This window comes from Enterococcus sp. AZ104 (assembly GCF_050546705.1).
GTDB lineage: Bacteria > Bacillota > Bacilli > Lactobacillales > Enterococcaceae > Enterococcus > Enterococcus faecalis.
Genome location: NZ_CP172952.1, coordinates 2,650,031 through 2,667,022, shown reverse-complemented (window position 1 = coordinate 2,667,022; position 16,992 = coordinate 2,650,031). Strand labels below are relative to the sequence as shown.

Here is a 16,992-nt window from a genome sequence, read left to right as displayed (position 1 = left end):
GGGAAAATGCGTAATTATTTATTACGCATTATATAGTAAACTCAGTCACATTAAGTGTGATTTAAAATTCTTTCCATCATTGCAAAGGCATAGTATAATGAAGCGAAGGGAGTGATTTCATGCTAACAACTAAATCAAGAAGACAAGGAAGCTCGGTCGTTTTAACTTTACCCACTGATAATGGTAAAAAACCAAAAGTCGACCAAGAATATATTGTGATGTATTCTGACGACGGTACAATTACATTAGTCCCTAAAATTCAGGATCCATTTAGTGAAGGTCCAGAAGGTGAGTATTATGAAAAAGATGAGTGGCATGATCTTGCACCTGAGGGGAGAGAACTTTTTTAATGAACGTTGAAAAGAAGTACATTCCCAAAAAAGGAGATATTGTATGGATTGATTTTAATCCTGCTGCAGGCAAAGAGATTCAGAAGAGACGGCCTGGTTTAGTCGTGTCAAGATATGAATTTAATCGGAAAACCATGTTTGCTGTGATTTGCCCGATTACTTCCACCATTAAAAATATTCCCACTCGATATACGTTGCCCGATGACATAGAAACCCATGGGCAAGTAGTGATCTCACAACTGAAGTCTTTGGACTTCACTGAAAGAAAATTAAGTCAAATTGAGCATTTGCCATTAAAAGATATGGCGAAAATTGACCAAATAATTGAATATATTTTCTAGTTGTTGAAAAAATGCGTAATTATTTATTACGCATTTTTTCATTAAAACCCTTTACAAAAAAACTCCTTTTTATGAAAAAGAAAACCTTAAAGAAACCCTTGACTTTTCTGGACAAAGGTAGTAGAATCTATAGAGCAAAAACTATCTGAAAGTGACGAAGCAGGAGCGAAATATTGTCCGTTCCGGTTTTTTATAGGAAAACAAAAGTAGAAACGCCAGAAAATTTTTCGGAAGCATGTTCTATTTTTGGTTTTTTTTTGCTTAAAAACTGCAAAAAATGCTTTTTGTTACATATATTTAATATATGTAACGTAAATGTAATTTTTCGGATCGGTGTTTTGATAGACTTATAACTAGAGGGGTGAAGAGCTTGGCTGGACACGTAGTAAAATACGGAAAGCATCGCGAACGTAGAAGTTTCGCACGTATCAGTGAAGTATTGGAATTACCAAATTTAATTGAAATCCAAACAGACTCTTATCAATGGTTTTTAGATGAGGGACTTCGTGAAATGTTTGAAGACATTTTACCAATTGATGATTTCCAAGGAAACTTATCCTTAGAATTTGTTGACTATGAATTAAAAGAACCAAAGTACACAGTAGAAGAAGCCCGCGCACATGATGCCAACTATTCTGCGCCATTACATGTAACATTACGTTTAACCAACCGTGAAACAGGTGAAATTAAATCCCAAGAAGTCTTCTTCGGCGATTTCCCATTAATGACAGAAATGGGTACCTTCATCATCAACGGGGCAGAACGTGTTATCGTTTCCCAATTAGTTCGTTCTCCAGGTGTTTACTTCCATGGAAAAGTGGACAAAAACGGCAAAGAAGGTTTTGGCTCAACAGTCATTCCTAACCGTGGTGCATGGTTAGAAATGGAAACAGATGCGAAAGACATTTCTTATGTTCGGATTGACCGCACACGTAAAATTCCTTTAACTGTGTTAGTTCGTGCTTTAGGTTTCGGTTCAGATGATACCATCTTCGAAATTTTCGGCGACAGCGAAAGCTTACGCAACACAATTGAAAAAGATTTACACAAAAACGCAAGTGATTCTCGTACAGAAGAAGGCTTGAAAGACATTTATGAACGTCTTCGCCCAGGCGAACCAAAAACAGCAGATAGCTCACGTAGCTTGTTAACTGCACGTTTCTTTGATCCAAAACGTTATGATTTGGCAAACGTTGGTCGCTACAAAGTTAACAAAAAATTAGACTTAAAAACACGTCTCTTAAACTTAACCTTAGCTGAAACGCTAGTTGATCCAGAAACTGGTGAAATCATTGTCGAAAAAGGCACGGTTTTAACACACCAAATCATGGAAACATTAGGCGAATACATTGACAACGGCTTAAACAGCGTAACTTACTATCCAAGTGAAGATGCGGTAGTAACCGAACCAATGACGATCCAAGTGATTCAAGTTCTTTCACCAAAAGATCCTGAACGTATCGTAAATGTGATTGGTAACGGCTATCCAGACGACAGCGTAAAAACAGTTCGTCCAGCAGATATCGTTGCTTCAATGAGCTACTTCTTCAACTTAATGGAAGATATCGGCAATGTCGATGACATCGACCACTTAGGTAATCGTCGTATCCGTTCAGTAGGCGAATTATTACAAAACCAATTCCGTATTGGCTTAGCCCGTATGGAACGTGTGGTTCGTGAAAGAATGTCTATTCAAGACACAGAAACATTGACACCACAACAATTAATCAACATCCGTCCAGTGGTAGCAAGTATCAAAGAATTCTTTGGTTCTTCACAGTTATCACAGTTCATGGACCAAACAAACCCATTAGGTGAGTTAACCCATAAACGTCGTCTATCAGCCTTAGGGCCTGGTGGTTTGACTCGTGACCGTGCCGGTTATGAAGTTCGTGACGTTCACTACTCTCACTATGGTCGTATGTGTCCAATTGAAACGCCTGAGGGACCAAATATCGGGTTGATCAATAGCTTATCTAGTTATGCGAAAGTGAATAAATTTGGTTTCATCGAAACGCCTTATCGCCGTGTTGATCGTGCGACAGGCCGTGTTACTGATCAAGTAGATTACTTAACAGCAGACATCGAAGACCATTATATCGTAGCGCAAGCGAACTCACTTTTAAATGAAGATGGCACATTTGCCAATGATGTTGTTATGGCGCGTCTACAAAGTGAAAACTTAGAAGTTGCCGTAGACAAAGTTGACTACATGGACGTTTCACCAAAACAAGTAGTCGCAGTCGCAACAGCATGTATTCCTTTCTTAGAAAACGATGACTCCAACCGTGCCTTGATGGGTGCCAACATGCAGCGTCAAGCGGTGCCGTTAATTCAACCACGCTCTCCGTGGGTAGGTACAGGTATGGAATATAAATCAGCCCATGACTCAGGTGCTGCTTTACTATGTAAACATGACGGTGTCGTAGAATTCGTCGATGCAAAAGAAATTCGCGTTCGTCGCGACAATGGCGCATTAGACAAATATATGGTTACAAAATTCCGTCGTTCTAACTCAGGAACAAGCTACAACCAACGCCCAATTGTTCACTTAGGTGAAAAAGTTGAAAAAGGCGATACTTTAGCGGATGGACCTTCTATGGAAGAAGGCGAAATGGCTTTAGGGCAAAACGTCTTAGTTGCCTTCATGACATGGGAAGGTTACAACTACGAGGATGCCATTATCATGAGCCGTCGTTTAGTTAAAGACGATGTCTACACTTCTGTGCATATTGAAGAATATGAATCAGAAGCACGTGATACAAAATTAGGACCTGAAGAAATTACCCGTGAAATTCCAAACGTTGGGGAAGACGCGTTGAAAGACTTAGACGAAATGGGGATTATCCGCATTGGTGCTGAAGTTCAAGATGGCGACTTACTAGTTGGGAAAGTCACACCTAAAGGGGTTACAGAATTATCTGCAGAAGAACGTTTATTACACGCAATCTTCGGGGAAAAAGCCCGCGAAGTTCGTGATACGTCTCTCCGTGTACCTCACGGTGGCGGCGGTATCGTTCATGATGTGAAAATCTTTACTCGTGAAGCTGGCGATGAATTATCACCAGGTGTCAACATGTTAGTTCGTGTCTATATCGTTCAAAAACGTAAAATTCACGAAGGAGATAAAATGGCGGGACGTCACGGAAATAAAGGGGTTGTTTCCCGTATTATGCCGGAAGAAGATATGCCATTCTTACCTGACGGAACACCTGTTGATATCATGTTGAACCCATTAGGGGTACCTTCTCGTATGAATATCGGACAAGTACTTGAATTACACTTAGGTATGGCTGCTCGCCAATTAGGTATTCACGTCGCAACACCTGTTTTCGATGGGGCAACCGATGAAGACGTTTGGGAAACTGTTCGTGAAGCTGGTATGGCTAGCGATGCTAAAACAGTTCTTTACGATGGACGTACAGGTGAACCATTTGATAACCGTATTTCCGTTGGTGTCATGTATATGATTAAATTAGCCCACATGGTTGATGACAAATTGCATGCTCGTTCAATCGGACCTTACTCTCTTGTTACGCAACAACCGTTGGGTGGTAAAGCTCAATTCGGTGGACAACGTTTCGGGGAAATGGAAGTTTGGGCACTGGAAGCTTACGGTGCTGCTTACACATTACAAGAAATCTTAACTTACAAATCTGATGACGTTGTCGGACGTGTGAAAACATACGAAGCCATCGTTAAAGGTGAACCAATTCCAAAACCAGGTGTGCCTGAATCATTCCGAGTATTAGTGAAAGAATTACAATCACTTGGTTTAGACATGCGTGTCTTGGACATTGAGGAAGCTGAGATTGAGTTACGCGATATGGACGATGACGATGATGATTTAATCACCGTTGACGCACTAACCAAATTTGCGGAACAACAATCAGCGAAACAGCTGGAAAAAGAAGCAGAATCAGTCGTGAAAGAAGAAGCACAAGACGTTGTTCAAGAAATTGAAACAGCCGAAGACAGAGACTAATTTGTCGCTACCACTCTGATGAGTTGATTCAACTGCGACTTTGTTGCAACTGCGCAAGCCATTACTTGTTCCAAGTGTCGTCAGACCTTCTTTCAAGTGATGCTTGCCATTTGCTAACAAGTTGCTGACTCAGCTTCTCTAAATAAGGAAATGGAGGGAATTCCTTTTGATCGATGTAAATAAATTCGAAAGTATGCAAATAGGGCTTGCTTCACCAGAAAAGATCAGAAGCTGGTCTTATGGGGAAGTTAAAAAACCCGAAACAATTAACTACCGTACATTAAAACCCGAACGTGAAGGGTTATTCTGTGAACGCATTTTTGGTCCAACCAAAGACTGGGAATGTGCTTGTGGTAAATATAAACGTATCCGTTATAAAGGTATTGTCTGTGACCGTTGTGGCGTTGAAGTCACTCGTTCAAAAGTACGTCGTGAACGTATGGGACATATTGAATTAGCCGCACCAGTTTCACATATCTGGTACTTTAAAGGAATTCCATCTCGGATGGGTCTTGTTTTAGACATGAGCCCTCGTGCATTGGAAGAAGTCATTTATTTTGCTTCATACGTTGTCATCGAACCAGGTGACACAACATTAGAGAAAAAACAATTGTTAACGGAACGCGAATATCGTGAAAAACGTGAACAATATGGCCAAGCCTTCAAAGCTGCTATGGGTGCCGAAGCCGTGAAACAATTATTAGATAACGTCGATTTAGATGGCGAAGTTGCGCAATTAAAAGAAGAATTAAAAACAGCTTCTGGTCAAAAACGGACACGTGCCATCCGTCGTTTAGACATCTTAGAAGCCTTCCGTGCTTCTGGTAACCAACCAAGCTGGATGGTAATGGATGTTATCCCAGTTATTCCACCAGATTTACGTCCGATGGTTCAATTGGAAGGTGGTCGTTTTGCAACAAGTGACTTAAACGACTTATACCGCCGTGTTATCAACCGTAACAACCGTCTAAAACGTTTATTAGACTTAAATGCGCCAAGCATCATTGTTCAAAACGAAAAACGGATGTTACAAGAAGCGGTCGATGCTTTAATCGATAATGGTCGTCGTGGCCGTCCAGTTACTGGACCAGGTAACCGTCCATTGAAATCTCTTTCTCACATGTTGAAAGGGAAACAAGGTCGTTTCCGTCAAAACTTATTAGGTAAACGTGTTGACTATTCTGGTCGTTCCGTAATCGTCGTTGGTCCGTTCTTAAAAATGTACCAATGTGGTTTACCAAAAGAAATGGCGATTGAATTATTCAAACCATTTGTAATGCGTGAATTAGTACAACGTGAAATTGCGACAAACATTAAAAATGCGAAACGTAAAATCGAACGTGGCGAAGATGAAGTTTGGGATATCTTAGAAGAAGTTATCCAAGAACACCCAGTTTTACTTAACCGGGCACCTACGTTGCATAGATTAGGGATCCAAGCTTTCGAACCTGTTCTTGTTGAAGGTCGTGCAATTCGTCTTCACCCATTAGTTTGTGAAGCCTACAATGCCGATTTCGATGGAGACCAAATGGCGGTTCACGTGCCTCTAAATGAAGAAGCACAAGCAGAAGCTCGTATGTTAATGCTTGCTGCCCAAAATATCTTGAACCCGAAAGATGGTAAACCAGTTGTTACACCATCTCAAGATATGGTCTTAGGTAACTACTACCTAACAATGGAAGAAGAAGGCCGTGAAGGGGAAGGCATGATCTTCCGCGACATGAACGAAGCTGTTTTAGCATGGCAAAATGGCTACGTGCATTTACACTCACGTATTGGGGTTCAAACAACACTTTTAGGTGACAAACCATTTACTGATTGGCAAAAAGAACGAATCTTAATCACCACAGTTGGTAAGATCATCTTTAACGAAATCATGCCTGTTGAGTTCCCTTACTTGAACGAACCAACAGACTATAACTTAACTGTTCAAACACCAGATAAATACTTCGTAGAAGCTGGTACAGACATTCCTGCACACATTAAAGAGCAAGAATTAGTTTTACCATTCAAGAAGAAAAATCTTGGAAATATCATTGCTGAAGTCTTCAAGAGATTCCACATTACGGAAACCTCTAAAATGCTTGACCGCATGAAAGACTTAGGTTACAAACACTCAACTTATGCTGGGATGACAGTAGGGATTGCCGATATCATGGTTCTTCATGAAAAACAAGCAATCATTGATGCTGCCCACAAACAAGTTGAAACAATTACTAAACAATTCCGTCGTGGTTTAATTACTGATGACGAACGTTATGAACGTGTAATCGGCGTTTGGAACGGTGCCAAAGACGAAATCCAACAAAAACTGATCGAAAGTATGGAAGCTCGTAACCCAATCTTCATGATGTCTGACTCTGGAGCCCGTGGTAACATCTCCAACTTTACACAGTTAGCTGGTATGCGTGGTTTGATGGCCGCTCCGAATGGACGAATCATGGAATTACCAATCATCTCAAACTTCCGTGAAGGACTTTCTGTCTTAGAAATGTTTATCTCAACTCACGGGGCTCGTAAAGGGATGACCGATACGGCCTTGAAGACAGCCGATTCAGGTTACTTAACACGTCGTTTAGTTGACGTTGCCCAAGACGTAATCATTCGTGAAGACGACTGTGGCACTGACCGTGGTCTTGAAATCGAAGCCATTCGTGAAGGTAACGAAATTATCGAACCATTAGACGAACGTCTATTAGGTCGTTATACACGTAAATCAGTTGTTCATCCAGAAACTGGTGCAATCATCATTGGTGCGGATCAATTAATCACTGAAGATCTTGCAAGAGAAATCGTGGACGCTGGTATTGAAAAAGTAACCATCCGTTCTGTCTTTACATGTAACACAAAACATGGTGTATGTAAGCACTGTTACGGACGTAACCTTGCAACTGGTTCTGACGTTGAAGTCGGAGAAGCAGTTGGTACAATCGCCGCTCAATCAATCGGGGAACCTGGTACACAGTTAACCATGCGTACGTTCCATACCGGTGGGGTTGCCGGTGACGATATCACTCAAGGTTTACCTCGTATCCAAGAAATCTTTGAAGCACGTAATCCGAAAGGGCAAGCAGTGATTACAGAAGTAACCGGTGAAGTTATCGATATTTCTGAAGATCCTGCCACACGTCAAAAAGAAGTAACCATCAAAGGAAAAACAGATACACGTACCTATACTGTCCCTTACACTGCACGTATGAAAGTTGCTGAAGGCGACATCATCCACCGTGGTGCACCGTTGACAGAAGGTTCAATTGATCCAAAACAATTATTACAAGTTCGTGATGTTTTATCTGTTGAAAACTACCTATTACGTGAAGTACAACGTGTTTACCGTATGCAAGGGGTAGAAATTGGCGACAAACATATCGAAGTAATGGTTCGTCAAATGTTACGTAAAATCCGTGTAATGGATCCAGGTGACACTGAAATCCTTCCAGGAACATTAATGGACATCGCAGAATTTAAAGACCGTAACTACGACACATTAGTTGCTGGTGGCGTCCCTGCTACTAGTCGTCCAGTCTTACTTGGTATTACCAAAGCGTCATTGGAAACAAACAGCTTCTTATCTGCTGCATCCTTCCAAGAAACAACACGCGTGTTAACAGATGCTGCTATCCGTGGCAAAAAAGATCCATTACTTGGATTGAAAGAAAATGTTATCATTGGTAAAATCATCCCAGCTGGTACTGGTATGGCTCGTTACCGTAACATGGAACCAAAAGAAGTTGGCGTAGCTAGCGAAAACGTTTATAGTATTTCAGACATTGAAGCACAAATGGCTGCTGAAGATGCGATGAAAAACATCAATAAATAAACCCTAAAAAGCCGTAAGGAGCATGCTCCTTGCGGCTTTTTTTTATTTGCTATAAGCAACTGATTGTGAGTAAGCCCAAACTTAAAAAGGGGACAAAGGGAAGTGTCTGTTCAACTGGATACCCCAAAAATTTACAGCTGTAGCCATAGATTAGGCCATAACTACTGGCAAAAAATAGTAGCATCAGCAACTGAGGTACCTGTAAAAAACAGCCCCACAAACCCAGTAACAAAAGATCCCCTCGCCCCATGGCTTCCGGAAAATAATGTAAGACGGCTTGGAAAAAACAAAAACAAAAAAGACCAGTCAGTAAGTAAAACGAATGCTGACCCGCCACTTTCAGCAAGCAAAGCACAAAAAAACTAGGATAAAGAATCTTCGGTTCAACCACTAAATACCAGTAATCAATCAAGGATAATGTGAAAGCGCTCGTCAGCCACCACCAGAGAATCAAAGCATCAATCGTCAGGCCAGCTGAAAAACAGCTTGCGGTTAAGCTGCCCATGACAAGTTCTGCTAAAAGATAACTCTTAGCTACTGGCTGTTGACACTTTAGACAACGAAAGCGCTGCAGCAAAATCGAAACAACTGGAATTAATTCATAGAGTTGTAGAGGCTGGTGGCAACCTTGACAGTGGGAAGGGGGCCACCACAAAGAACGCCCTACTGGTAAGCGCTCCGCCACTAAGCATAAAAAAGAACCGAAACAGGCACCAATCAAAAAGAGACTCAAGAAAAACATAGGTTACCTCCTTAAAAATAAACTACGCTTTTTTTAAACTTTTTCGTTTGACTAGACAAATCTTTTTTTGTTAGGAATAATAAAAGAAACAAGAAATGAGGGAATCAAATGGAAAAATTAGCGATTGGTGTCGACGTTGGCACCACGCAAGCCAAAGCAGTGGCTTTTCAAGCAAATGGCACAGTCGTAGCTTCTAGCTATGTGCGTTATCCATTAATTCAAGAGACTGAAGGAATGGCGGAGCAAGACCCAGAAACGCTGTTCCAAGCTGTGGTGAACTGTATTCGAACCGTCACACAACAAGTGAAGAATCAACCAATTGGGCTCATTTCTTTTGCTTCAGCGATGCATGGCTTAATTGCCATGGATGCGCAAGGACGCCCATTGACCCAAGTGATTACTTGGGCTGACACACGAGCATCTGATTATGCGGAAGCGTTAAAAGAAACGCCAGCGGCCCAATTGTTTTATCAATTGACAGGCATGCCAGTTCATCCAATGGCGCCTTTGTACAAGATTCGCTGGCTGCAGGAAAATCAGCCAGCCGTTGCGCAGAGCGCGGCCAAGTTTATTGGGATTAAGGACTACATTTTTTACCGTTTCTTTGGCGAATACTGGACAGATTATAGTAGTGCTTCGGGGATGGGTTTATTTAATATTCACACGCGGCAATGGGAATCGTCGATTTTAGCGTATTTATCTATTGAGGAGGAACAGTTGCCAAAAGTTGCCCCGTCAACGTTCATTTTTCCAGCATTAGCGCCTTCTTGGCAAGAGATGCTTGGTGTTGAGGAGGAAACGGTTTTAGTTCTTGGTGGCGCGGATGGCCCGTTGTCTAATTTAGGTTTGGGAGCGCTAGGAATGGGTGTAGCGACTTTGACCGTTGGTACGAGCGGTGCACTTCGGTATATTGTCGAAGAACCTTTTTTGCATCCGCAAGGTGAAACGTTTTGTTTTGCTCTAGATGAACAGCACTGGGTGATTGGTGGCGCAAGTAGTAATGGTGCAGTTGCGTTAGATTGGGCGAGCCAAACGATTTTTGCAGAAGAACGTCAGCAAGCTATCCAAAACGGGACCAATCTCTATGACCCAATTATGGCCAAAATTGCAACCGTGCCAGCCGGGGCAAATGGCTTACTGTTTCATCCTTATTTGCTAGGTGAACGAGCACCGCTGTGGAATGCAGAGGCGAGCGCAAGTTTTATTGGCTTGCGCAAAAATCACCATGCTGGACATTTAGCTCGAGCGGTGGTGGAAGGCATCTGTTTCAATTTAAAAACTATTTTAGAGGATTTGAAACAACTCGGTGGACCCGTTCAGGAGATTCGAGCGACAGGCGGTTTTGCTGATTCCCCTGTGTTCCGTCAAATCATGGCTGATGTGCTGGGAGAAACGTTATCGTTCACTGATAGCACCGAAGCTTCGGCATTAGGCGCTGTTTTGCTAGGTTGGCAAGGCTTAGGGCAGTTACCAAATTTACAAGCAGCGGCGCAACAGGTGCTGATTCATGAAACGGTCACGCCACGAGCGGATCAATTGCTAGTTTATCAAGAACTGTATCCTGTTTTTCAAGAAACCCAACAAGTTTTAGCACAAAGTTATCAAAAATTAGCAGAATTCCGCAAATAATTGATAGTAAATAGCTTTGACAAATGGCTGAGAAGTTGCTTAACTAGAAGAGAGACGAAGACTTGAGGAAATGAGGATGAGGAATGAAGAAGCAGCTACTACCACTATTTCTGTTATTCATTGGGGCGTTGGCAAGTTGCAGTGCGCCGTCTCGTTCTGGCGAAAAAGCAGCGCAACAGTTGGTAGATTACTTTATTTATAAAGAAAAGACAGCGACATTCTCTCAAACTTTTCGTGAACCGAAAGTCTTAGTGGAGCATTTGCAGACGAGTCGTCAACAGTTCCAGAAGCAATTTTTCAATAGCTTAAAAGAAATGAACGCTGAAGTCACCGAGACCGAAGCCCAGAAGCTTAGCGCAGAATTACTGGCTCAAGTGAAGAAAAAAGCGTCATATCAACTAGTAGCCACAAAAGAATTGAATGGGCAAGCGACAATCACTTTTCAGATTAAGGGCTTAGATTTTGTGACGGCGATTGAAGATACAACCACTGCTCTTCTTCAGCAAACGCAACAGGAAACACAAGCGCTAGACATGCAGCACACGTTAGCCGTTTTAAAAAAAGAAATCCAACAAATCAATGTCAGCCATGAGCCAGTTGAACTGCCATTAACGGTTAAGCAAGTAGAAGGACAATGGTACTTGCCAGCAGTGGAGCAACTGAGACTGAATCAGTTTTTTTTAGCTTTCGTCACAGGAAAAGAAGATACTGACCAGTTGACAGAGGCACTCGACACGATCCTCACTCAAGCAGAACAAAAAGTCGTCACTGCGGATGAAAAAACAGCGATTTCAGGAAATTAATTAGATTCTTAATTGTAATTATTATAATTTGATAATAATTTTAAAAAAGAAAGGTTTTCAGTGTACTTTTTTCACAATTCATATTACACTAAGAGTGTAGAAATAATATTTAGGAGGATGACAAAGAATGAAATTTGAAAAAACAAAAGAAATTTTGAACCAACTCGTTGCAGATTTAAGCCAATTTTCCGTGGTAATTCATCAAACACATTGGTATATGCGTGGACCTGAATTTTTAACACTTCACCCACAAATGGATGAATACATGGATCAAATCAATGAGCAATTAGATGTTGTTTCAGAACGTTTAATCACATTGGACGGCTCTCCATTCTCAACATTGCGTGAATTCGCAGAAAATACAAAAATTGAAGATGAAATTGGTAACTGGGACCGCACCATTCCAGAACGTATGGAAAAATTAGTAGCAGGCTACCGTTACTTAGCAGACCTTTACGCAAAAGGAATCGAAGTTTCTGGTGAAGAAGGCGACGACTGCACACAAGACATTTTCATCGCAAACAAAACAGACATCGAAAAAAATATTTGGATGTTACAAGCCAAACTTGGCAAAGCGCCTGGTATTGACGCATAATTTAAAACAACTCCCAAAGCCGCTGACGTTGACGTTGGCGGTTTTTTTCTGTTTAAAAGGCACAAAAAAATAAGTGAAAATCTATTTTCTGAAAGCGCAGAAAAACATTGACTTTATCAGTGATTGAAGGTAAAATATTAAATGGTATTGTTTGCCCCACAATGAGCCCCGGAAACTCAAGTGTATGTCAAACATCGAAAACAAAATTGGAGGAAAGAAACGTGCGTACAACATATATGGCCAAAGCTGGCGAAGTAGAACGTAAATGGTACGTAGTAGATGCAACAGATGTTCCTTTAGGACGTCTATCAGCAGTTGTTGCTTCTGTACTACGTGGTAAAAATAAACCAACATTCACACCACATGTGGATACTGGAGATTTCGTAATCGTAATTAACGCTGATAAAGTAAAATTAACAGGTAAAAAAGCTACAGACAAAATTTACTACCGTCACTCAATGTATCCTGGAGGATTAAAATCAGTGACTGCTGGTGAATTACGCGACAAAAACTCTCGCCGTCTTATCGAAACTTCTGTAAAAGGTATGCTACCTAAAAACACTTTAGGACGTAAACAATTTACTAAATTGAACGTATACGGTGGAGCTGAGCATCCACATGCTGCACAACAACCAGAAGTATTAGATATCACGAACTTAATTTAAGGAGGGAAATTCATTGGCACAAGTACAATATAGCGGCACAGGCCGTCGTAAAAATGCAGTTGCCCGCGTACGCTTAGTACCAGGTACTGGTAAAATTACTGTAAACAAAAAAGACGTAGAAGAATATATTCCACATGCTGACTTGCGTGAAGTTATCAACCAACCATTTGGCGTAACTGAAACAAAAGGCGCTTACGATGTAATCGTAAACGTAAACGGTGGTGGCTATGCTGGACAATCAGGAGCTATCCGTCACGGAATCGCTCGTGCATTGTTACAAGTAGATCCTGACTTCCGTTCTGCTTTAAAACGCGCTGGGTTACTTACTCGTGACGCACGTATGGTTGAACGTAAAAAACCAGGTCTTAAGAAAGCACGTAAAGCTTCACAATTTTCAAAACGTTAATTCTTATTATATCAAGGATTTCAAGACACTTTCCAACTTTTGGAAGGTGTCTTTTTTTGATTCGGTTACGATGTTGGTGACGACTTTCTTCTTACCTCGTAACTAGCTATTCATTTAGATTGGTATTTCTGTATTCTTCTAAGAGTTTCAGCGTATCTATTTTTGTTTGGTCGTTAGTGTGTCCATAAACGTCTCTAACCATATTTGAGGTTTCTGCATGACCAACCAGAGATTTAATGATTAATCCGTCTATTCCTTGATTCAATAAGTCTGATACAAAGGTGTGTCTTAATCCATGAGGAATGATGTGTGGAAGCCCGTATTTCTTCTCTAACTGATTTAATTTATTGTTTAACCAATCAGTATGGAGTGGTTGGTTAACGTCACCTCTTTGATTTACATAAGTGAATAAAAATTGCTGTTGTGTTTGTTTGATATTTAATTTTTTCAATTCAACAGCTTGTTGTTGTTTCCATTCTTTCAACAAGTTCACAATGGTTTCATTGATTGGAACATCACGAAAGCGATAGCCGTTTTTCATCCCTCTTACACGCTCATATCTTTTCGTTTCAGGATTCTTTACTAACTTATGGGATAAAGAGATTTGTTGTTTCTTAAAGTCAATATCTGCCCAAACAAGGGGATAAATTTCACCTTTTGTTGCTCCAAGATAATAGGTCAATGTTAGAAGGACATAATTTTGGAAACCATGCTCTTTTTTCATTAATTCTAGAGATTGTTGAATCGTTTCAACGGAGTAATATTTTTGTTGACGCTTAGCCTCTTTTTTACGTTTGAGCGTTTCATTGACAGGTATTTCTAATAACTCATAAGGGTTAGTTGTTATGTACCCCTTTAGCAAAGCATATTTCATCACCTGTTTTGTATAAGATACGCAAAATTTGAAGTTTGCGTAAGGTTTGATTTTCTTTTCTTCATCACCAAAAGCCCATAGAATTTGAAGGTTTTCCAATATATCAAAAGAAACTTTTTTAATTTTTTTATCTCCTAAGTAAGGGAGAATATGCAAGCGAAAAACAGCTTTTGTTCTATCTAAGGTACTTTGTTCGTGGTGCTTAGTGATAATGTATTTCTTTTTCCACCACATTTCATAAACTTCTTTAAAAGTGTAATCTCCTTTTTTCTTTTTTACTTCTCCCTTTAACTTTTTGAGTTTGGCTTCTTGTTCCATAATTAGAGCTTCATTTTTTGTGTCTGCATAAGCAACGTAACGAGAAAAACCAGCTCCCATATAAACATTCACTTTGTATTTTCCATTTGTCATTTTTTTAATTGCCATAGTTTTTTCCTACTTTCTTTCTTGCACATCAGAATGTAAGGTAACTACTTTTTTGAGTGTATCATGTTTCATGCAGGTTGAATATATCCTTTTAGCCAATTATCAATCTCTATTCTGTCATAAAGCACGACACCTTGAATATTAATCTTTGGTAATCCCTCTGCGATTAATTTATCCACTGTATTATTGGATAAGTTAAGATAATGACAGAGCTGATTCTTTTTGATGTATCGTTCATTTAAACCGAGTTCTGTTCTAAATTGATCAATTTCGTTGGTTAGTAATTGGTGAATGATTTGTTGCAATTGTTTTTGTTGTGTATCAGATAATAGAATAGTGAGTTCGTTCATAGGTAACTCCTCCTTATTTTTTGATTTTTGTGTATTTCACTTTGCTTTCTTCAAAGCTGATTTGTGGTTCATGATGTTGATATAAGTTCCATTCAGTAAAGAAAATAGGTTTCTTTTTCGTGTATTCTTTTGTGAATAAAACTTGTTGATTTGAGGTATCGTAAGCAGTATTTGCCAGTTTCTTTGTTTCTTTTGGTGATTTAAGATTTTGAGATTTGAAGAAAGCTTTCTTTTTATGTTCCTTTAACTCTAAATCTTTATCAAAATATTTACTGACATATCTTCCACGATTTTCTACATTATCCACATCAATTTTGTTAATTCGTACGGCTCCATGTCCCCAAAGTGCCAATAATTGTTTATGAGGAATATAAGGAAACTGAAACAGAATAATGTGGTAATGAATAGCTCCTCTTTTTTGTTTTTCCCACGTAGCTAAATAGCGAATTTGGGCTTTTTTTGTTTTATAGAGCTGGTAATTTAATCGTTTAATAAATTTTTTGAACTCACTATTTGTATATTCAATCTCTTCTATATTTTCTTTAAAAGTTAAGGTTAAAAATTTTGTTTGCTTATCAAAGTTTGTGTCAATCAATCGTGCAATATCAAATCGTTTGGTTTTATAATGTTTTTGTTTTCGCTTTAAGCTATCATATTGTCCTTGGGCATTTAATTCATCAAAGTGTTTTCTTGTCTCTTTTTCTTTCAGCCAATCAGGCGATTCTTTTTTTGTTTCTAATTCCTGTGCTTTCTTATAAAAAATAGGTTGTTCATATTCCCAAATTTCTATGTACGTAGGAGTTTCAATGACTTTTTGGTTATAGCCAGCAAACAATCGTCGTCACTCCTAATGGTTGAACGAATCATCGTTCAATAAAATTCAGTTTTTGGAATTGCTTCTATTGAAACATTTTAGCTATTAGTTGCTTGTTTCTTTTTCGCCAGATGTTGTCCTATAGAACAAGTAAAGAGGAAGAAAGTCTGCGCCTTTCTTCCAGACACTTCATCCATCGTGTGGTTGTTTTCGGACGGAAAGCGGCATTGGGCTTTGATTGCCCTACCGCTTCCGCCGAAACCACCCGCTGGAAGCAGTGTCAAGAGAAGATTCTGCCTGTTTTTCTAGTTGGTCTAAACGCTGACTTAATTCAAGGAACTGTTCACTCGTTCGTTTATACTCCCTTAGCAATGCTTGAATGACTTTTTCTTTTTCAACCCACTTAGCATCAAACAAATTTTCGGCTGCTTCCATTAATTCTTGAGAACTTATCCCATTTATTTTTTTATGGACATCAAATACTTTTCGGAGCGCTTGATCTCGACCGATTTGAGGCACTAAGTGAGCCACGTTTTGTAGCTTTTTAATGTCTTCAGCAGAAAAGAGCCTAGTTTTGCGATGATTGACAGATCGTCCTTTTCTTCCATGACTTTCAAAAGGCAAGTAGTCTACATGAAAAAGATAATCACATTCTTTTTGGATAAAATTCGCCCACTTGTTCAAAGTAGAGAGGGAATTTACCCCCTCTACTTTTTCAAGCACTTCGTGGGCAGTGAAATATTTTTGTTCACTCATTTTTGCGTAACTAGTTTCGCAGCGTTAGCAGTGGCAGAAAGTCCATAACTAACAAATTGCCCATTGGCACGACCCCAAGCAGAAATCGATAACCCTTCAAAAGAGACAAGTGCCATTCCCTGTGCTTCTAATTCTTCTTTGGAGATAACGGGAAACTCACTAGCAACTTTTACGCTAACTTTTTCAAAACGTAATTTAGGTAAGACACATTCATAGGTCCATCCCAATGCTTCACCATCCTTTTGCCATCGAGTGACTTGAACCACTTGATATTTTTTTTCCAATTTTTCTTTTGGTAGAACCAAATCATTAATTTTAATTGCCATTTCTTTTACCTCATCCCATTTATTTTTTAGTACAAAAAATAGTACAAAAAATATTTTACTCTGAAAGTTGAATCTGGTATGATTGTTTTATCATAAATATTGAGAGGATA

The 16,992-nt window shown here is 39.7% G+C and carries 15 protein-coding genes; 9 read left to right on the top strand and 6 right to left on the bottom strand.

The window, feature by feature from the left end:
- Window positions 1–119: 119 nt before the first annotated feature.
- The 4 genes from mazE to rpoC all read left to right on the top strand — a co-directional run bounded on the left by mazE (window position 120) and on the right by rpoC (window position 8,496).
- Window positions 120–350 (top strand): type II toxin-antitoxin system PemI/MazE family antitoxin, encoded by a 231-nt coding sequence (mazE, locus tag IGJ37_RS12740; RefSeq protein WP_002354773.1) that lies wholly within the window; start codon window positions 120–122, stop codon window positions 348–350.
- Entirely contained in the window at window positions 350–691 is a 342-nt protein-coding gene (locus IGJ37_RS12735; protein ID WP_325815257.1) for a type II toxin-antitoxin system PemK/MazF family toxin, read from the top strand. The genes mazE and IGJ37_RS12735 overlap by 1 nt, the downstream gene beginning before the upstream one ends.
- Before the next feature lie 370 nt (window positions 692–1,061).
- Complete coding sequence (rpoB, locus tag IGJ37_RS12730) at window positions 1,062–4,676, top strand: DNA-directed RNA polymerase subunit beta (protein WP_002389470.1); 3,615 nt, start codon at window positions 1,062–1,064, stop codon at window positions 4,674–4,676.
- Between the two features lie 166 nt (window positions 4,677–4,842).
- On the top strand, window positions 4,843–8,496 hold the full coding sequence (gene rpoC, locus IGJ37_RS12725) for a DNA-directed RNA polymerase subunit beta' (protein WP_002354777.1): 3,654 nt from the start codon (window positions 4,843–4,845) through the stop codon (window positions 8,494–8,496).
- 49 nt (window positions 8,497–8,545) lie between these two features.
- Here rpoC and IGJ37_RS12720 read toward each other — a convergent pair whose 3' ends face one another.
- Window positions 8,546–9,238, bottom strand: coding sequence for a prepilin peptidase (locus tag IGJ37_RS12720; RefSeq protein ID WP_252671624.1), 693 nt, complete (start codon window positions 9,236–9,238; stop codon window positions 8,546–8,548).
- Between the two features lie 108 nt (window positions 9,239–9,346).
- Here IGJ37_RS12720 and IGJ37_RS12715 point away from each other — a divergent pair, with 108 nt between their 5' ends.
- From IGJ37_RS12715 to rpsI, 5 genes are all read left to right on the top strand, one after another.
- Window positions 9,347–10,867, top strand: coding sequence for a gluconokinase (locus tag IGJ37_RS12715; protein ID WP_002396789.1), 1,521 nt, complete (start codon window positions 9,347–9,349; stop codon window positions 10,865–10,867).
- Window positions 10,868–10,950: 83 nt separating this feature from the next.
- Window positions 10,951–11,670 (top strand): DUF5105 domain-containing protein, encoded by a 720-nt coding sequence (locus IGJ37_RS12710; RefSeq protein ID WP_252671623.1) that lies wholly within the window; start codon window positions 10,951–10,953, stop codon window positions 11,668–11,670.
- 127 nt (window positions 11,671–11,797) lie between these two features.
- A complete protein-coding gene (locus tag IGJ37_RS12705; protein ID WP_002354782.1) occupies window positions 11,798–12,265 on the top strand; it encodes a Dps family protein in 468 nt (155 codons plus the stop codon).
- Between the two features lie 236 nt (window positions 12,266–12,501).
- Window positions 12,502–12,930: a 50S ribosomal protein L13 gene (gene rplM / locus IGJ37_RS12700; RefSeq protein WP_048670019.1), complete on the top strand. Its 429-nt coding sequence runs from the start codon at window positions 12,502–12,504 to the stop codon at window positions 12,928–12,930.
- A 13-nt stretch (window positions 12,931–12,943) separates the two neighbouring features.
- Entirely contained in the window at window positions 12,944–13,336 is a 393-nt protein-coding gene (gene rpsI, locus IGJ37_RS12695) for a 30S ribosomal protein S9 (RefSeq protein WP_002354786.1), read from the top strand.
- Between the two features lie 106 nt (window positions 13,337–13,442).
- Here the strand turns inward: rpsI and IGJ37_RS12690 are convergent, their stop codons facing one another.
- From IGJ37_RS12690 to IGJ37_RS12670, 5 genes are all read right to left on the bottom strand, one after another.
- On the bottom strand, window positions 13,443–14,636 hold the full coding sequence (locus tag IGJ37_RS12690; protein ID WP_207578863.1) for a tyrosine-type recombinase/integrase: 1,194 nt from the start codon (window positions 14,634–14,636) through the stop codon (window positions 13,443–13,445).
- 68 nt (window positions 14,637–14,704) lie between these two features.
- On the bottom strand, window positions 14,705–14,986 hold the full coding sequence (locus IGJ37_RS12685; RefSeq protein ID WP_207578864.1) for a helix-turn-helix transcriptional regulator: 282 nt from the start codon (window positions 14,984–14,986) through the stop codon (window positions 14,705–14,707).
- Between the two features lie 13 nt (window positions 14,987–14,999).
- On the bottom strand, window positions 15,000–15,821 hold the full coding sequence (locus IGJ37_RS12680; protein WP_207578865.1) for a rolling circle replication-associated protein: 822 nt from the start codon (window positions 15,819–15,821) through the stop codon (window positions 15,000–15,002).
- Window positions 15,822–16,043: 222 nt separating this feature from the next.
- On the bottom strand, window positions 16,044–16,556 hold the full coding sequence (locus IGJ37_RS12675) for a hypothetical protein (protein ID WP_207578866.1): 513 nt from the start codon (window positions 16,554–16,556) through the stop codon (window positions 16,044–16,046).
- Window positions 16,553–16,882, bottom strand: a complete 330-nt coding sequence (locus IGJ37_RS12670) for a hypothetical protein (protein WP_325815251.1) — start codon at window positions 16,880–16,882, stop codon at window positions 16,553–16,555. The genes IGJ37_RS12675 and IGJ37_RS12670 overlap by 4 nt, the downstream gene beginning before the upstream one ends.
- Window positions 16,883–16,992 lie beyond the last annotated feature (110 nt).

Coding starts and splice junctions, on each gene's coding strand:
- rplM (WP_048670019.1), top strand. CDS start 12,502: ATGGCCAAAGCTGGCGAAGTAGAACGTAAATGGTACGTAGTAGATGCA.
- IGJ37_RS12720 (WP_252671624.1), bottom strand. CDS start 9,238: ATGTTTTTCTTGAGTCTCTTTTTGATTGGTGCCTGTTTCGGTTCTTTT.
- mazE (WP_002354773.1), top strand. CDS start 120: ATGCTAACAACTAAATCAAGAAGACAAGGAAGCTCGGTCGTTTTAACT.
- IGJ37_RS12715 (WP_002396789.1), top strand. CDS start 9,347: ATGGAAAAATTAGCGATTGGTGTCGACGTTGGCACCACGCAAGCCAAA.
- IGJ37_RS12705 (WP_002354782.1), top strand. CDS start 11,798: ATGAAATTTGAAAAAACAAAAGAAATTTTGAACCAACTCGTTGCAGAT.
- IGJ37_RS12690 (WP_207578863.1), bottom strand. CDS start 14,636: ATGGCAATTAAAAAAATGACAAATGGAAAATACAAAGTGAATGTTTAT.
- IGJ37_RS12675 (WP_207578866.1), bottom strand. CDS start 16,556: ATGAGTGAACAAAAATATTTCACTGCCCACGAAGTGCTTGAAAAAGTA.
- IGJ37_RS12685 (WP_207578864.1), bottom strand. CDS start 14,986: ATGAACGAACTCACTATTCTATTATCTGATACACAACAAAAACAATTG.
- IGJ37_RS12670 (WP_325815251.1), bottom strand. CDS start 16,882: ATGGCAATTAAAATTAATGATTTGGTTCTACCAAAAGAAAAATTGGAA.
- IGJ37_RS12735 (WP_325815257.1), top strand. CDS start 350: ATGAACGTTGAAAAGAAGTACATTCCCAAAAAAGGAGATATTGTATGG.
- IGJ37_RS12710 (WP_252671623.1), top strand. CDS start 10,951: ATGAAGAAGCAGCTACTACCACTATTTCTGTTATTCATTGGGGCGTTG.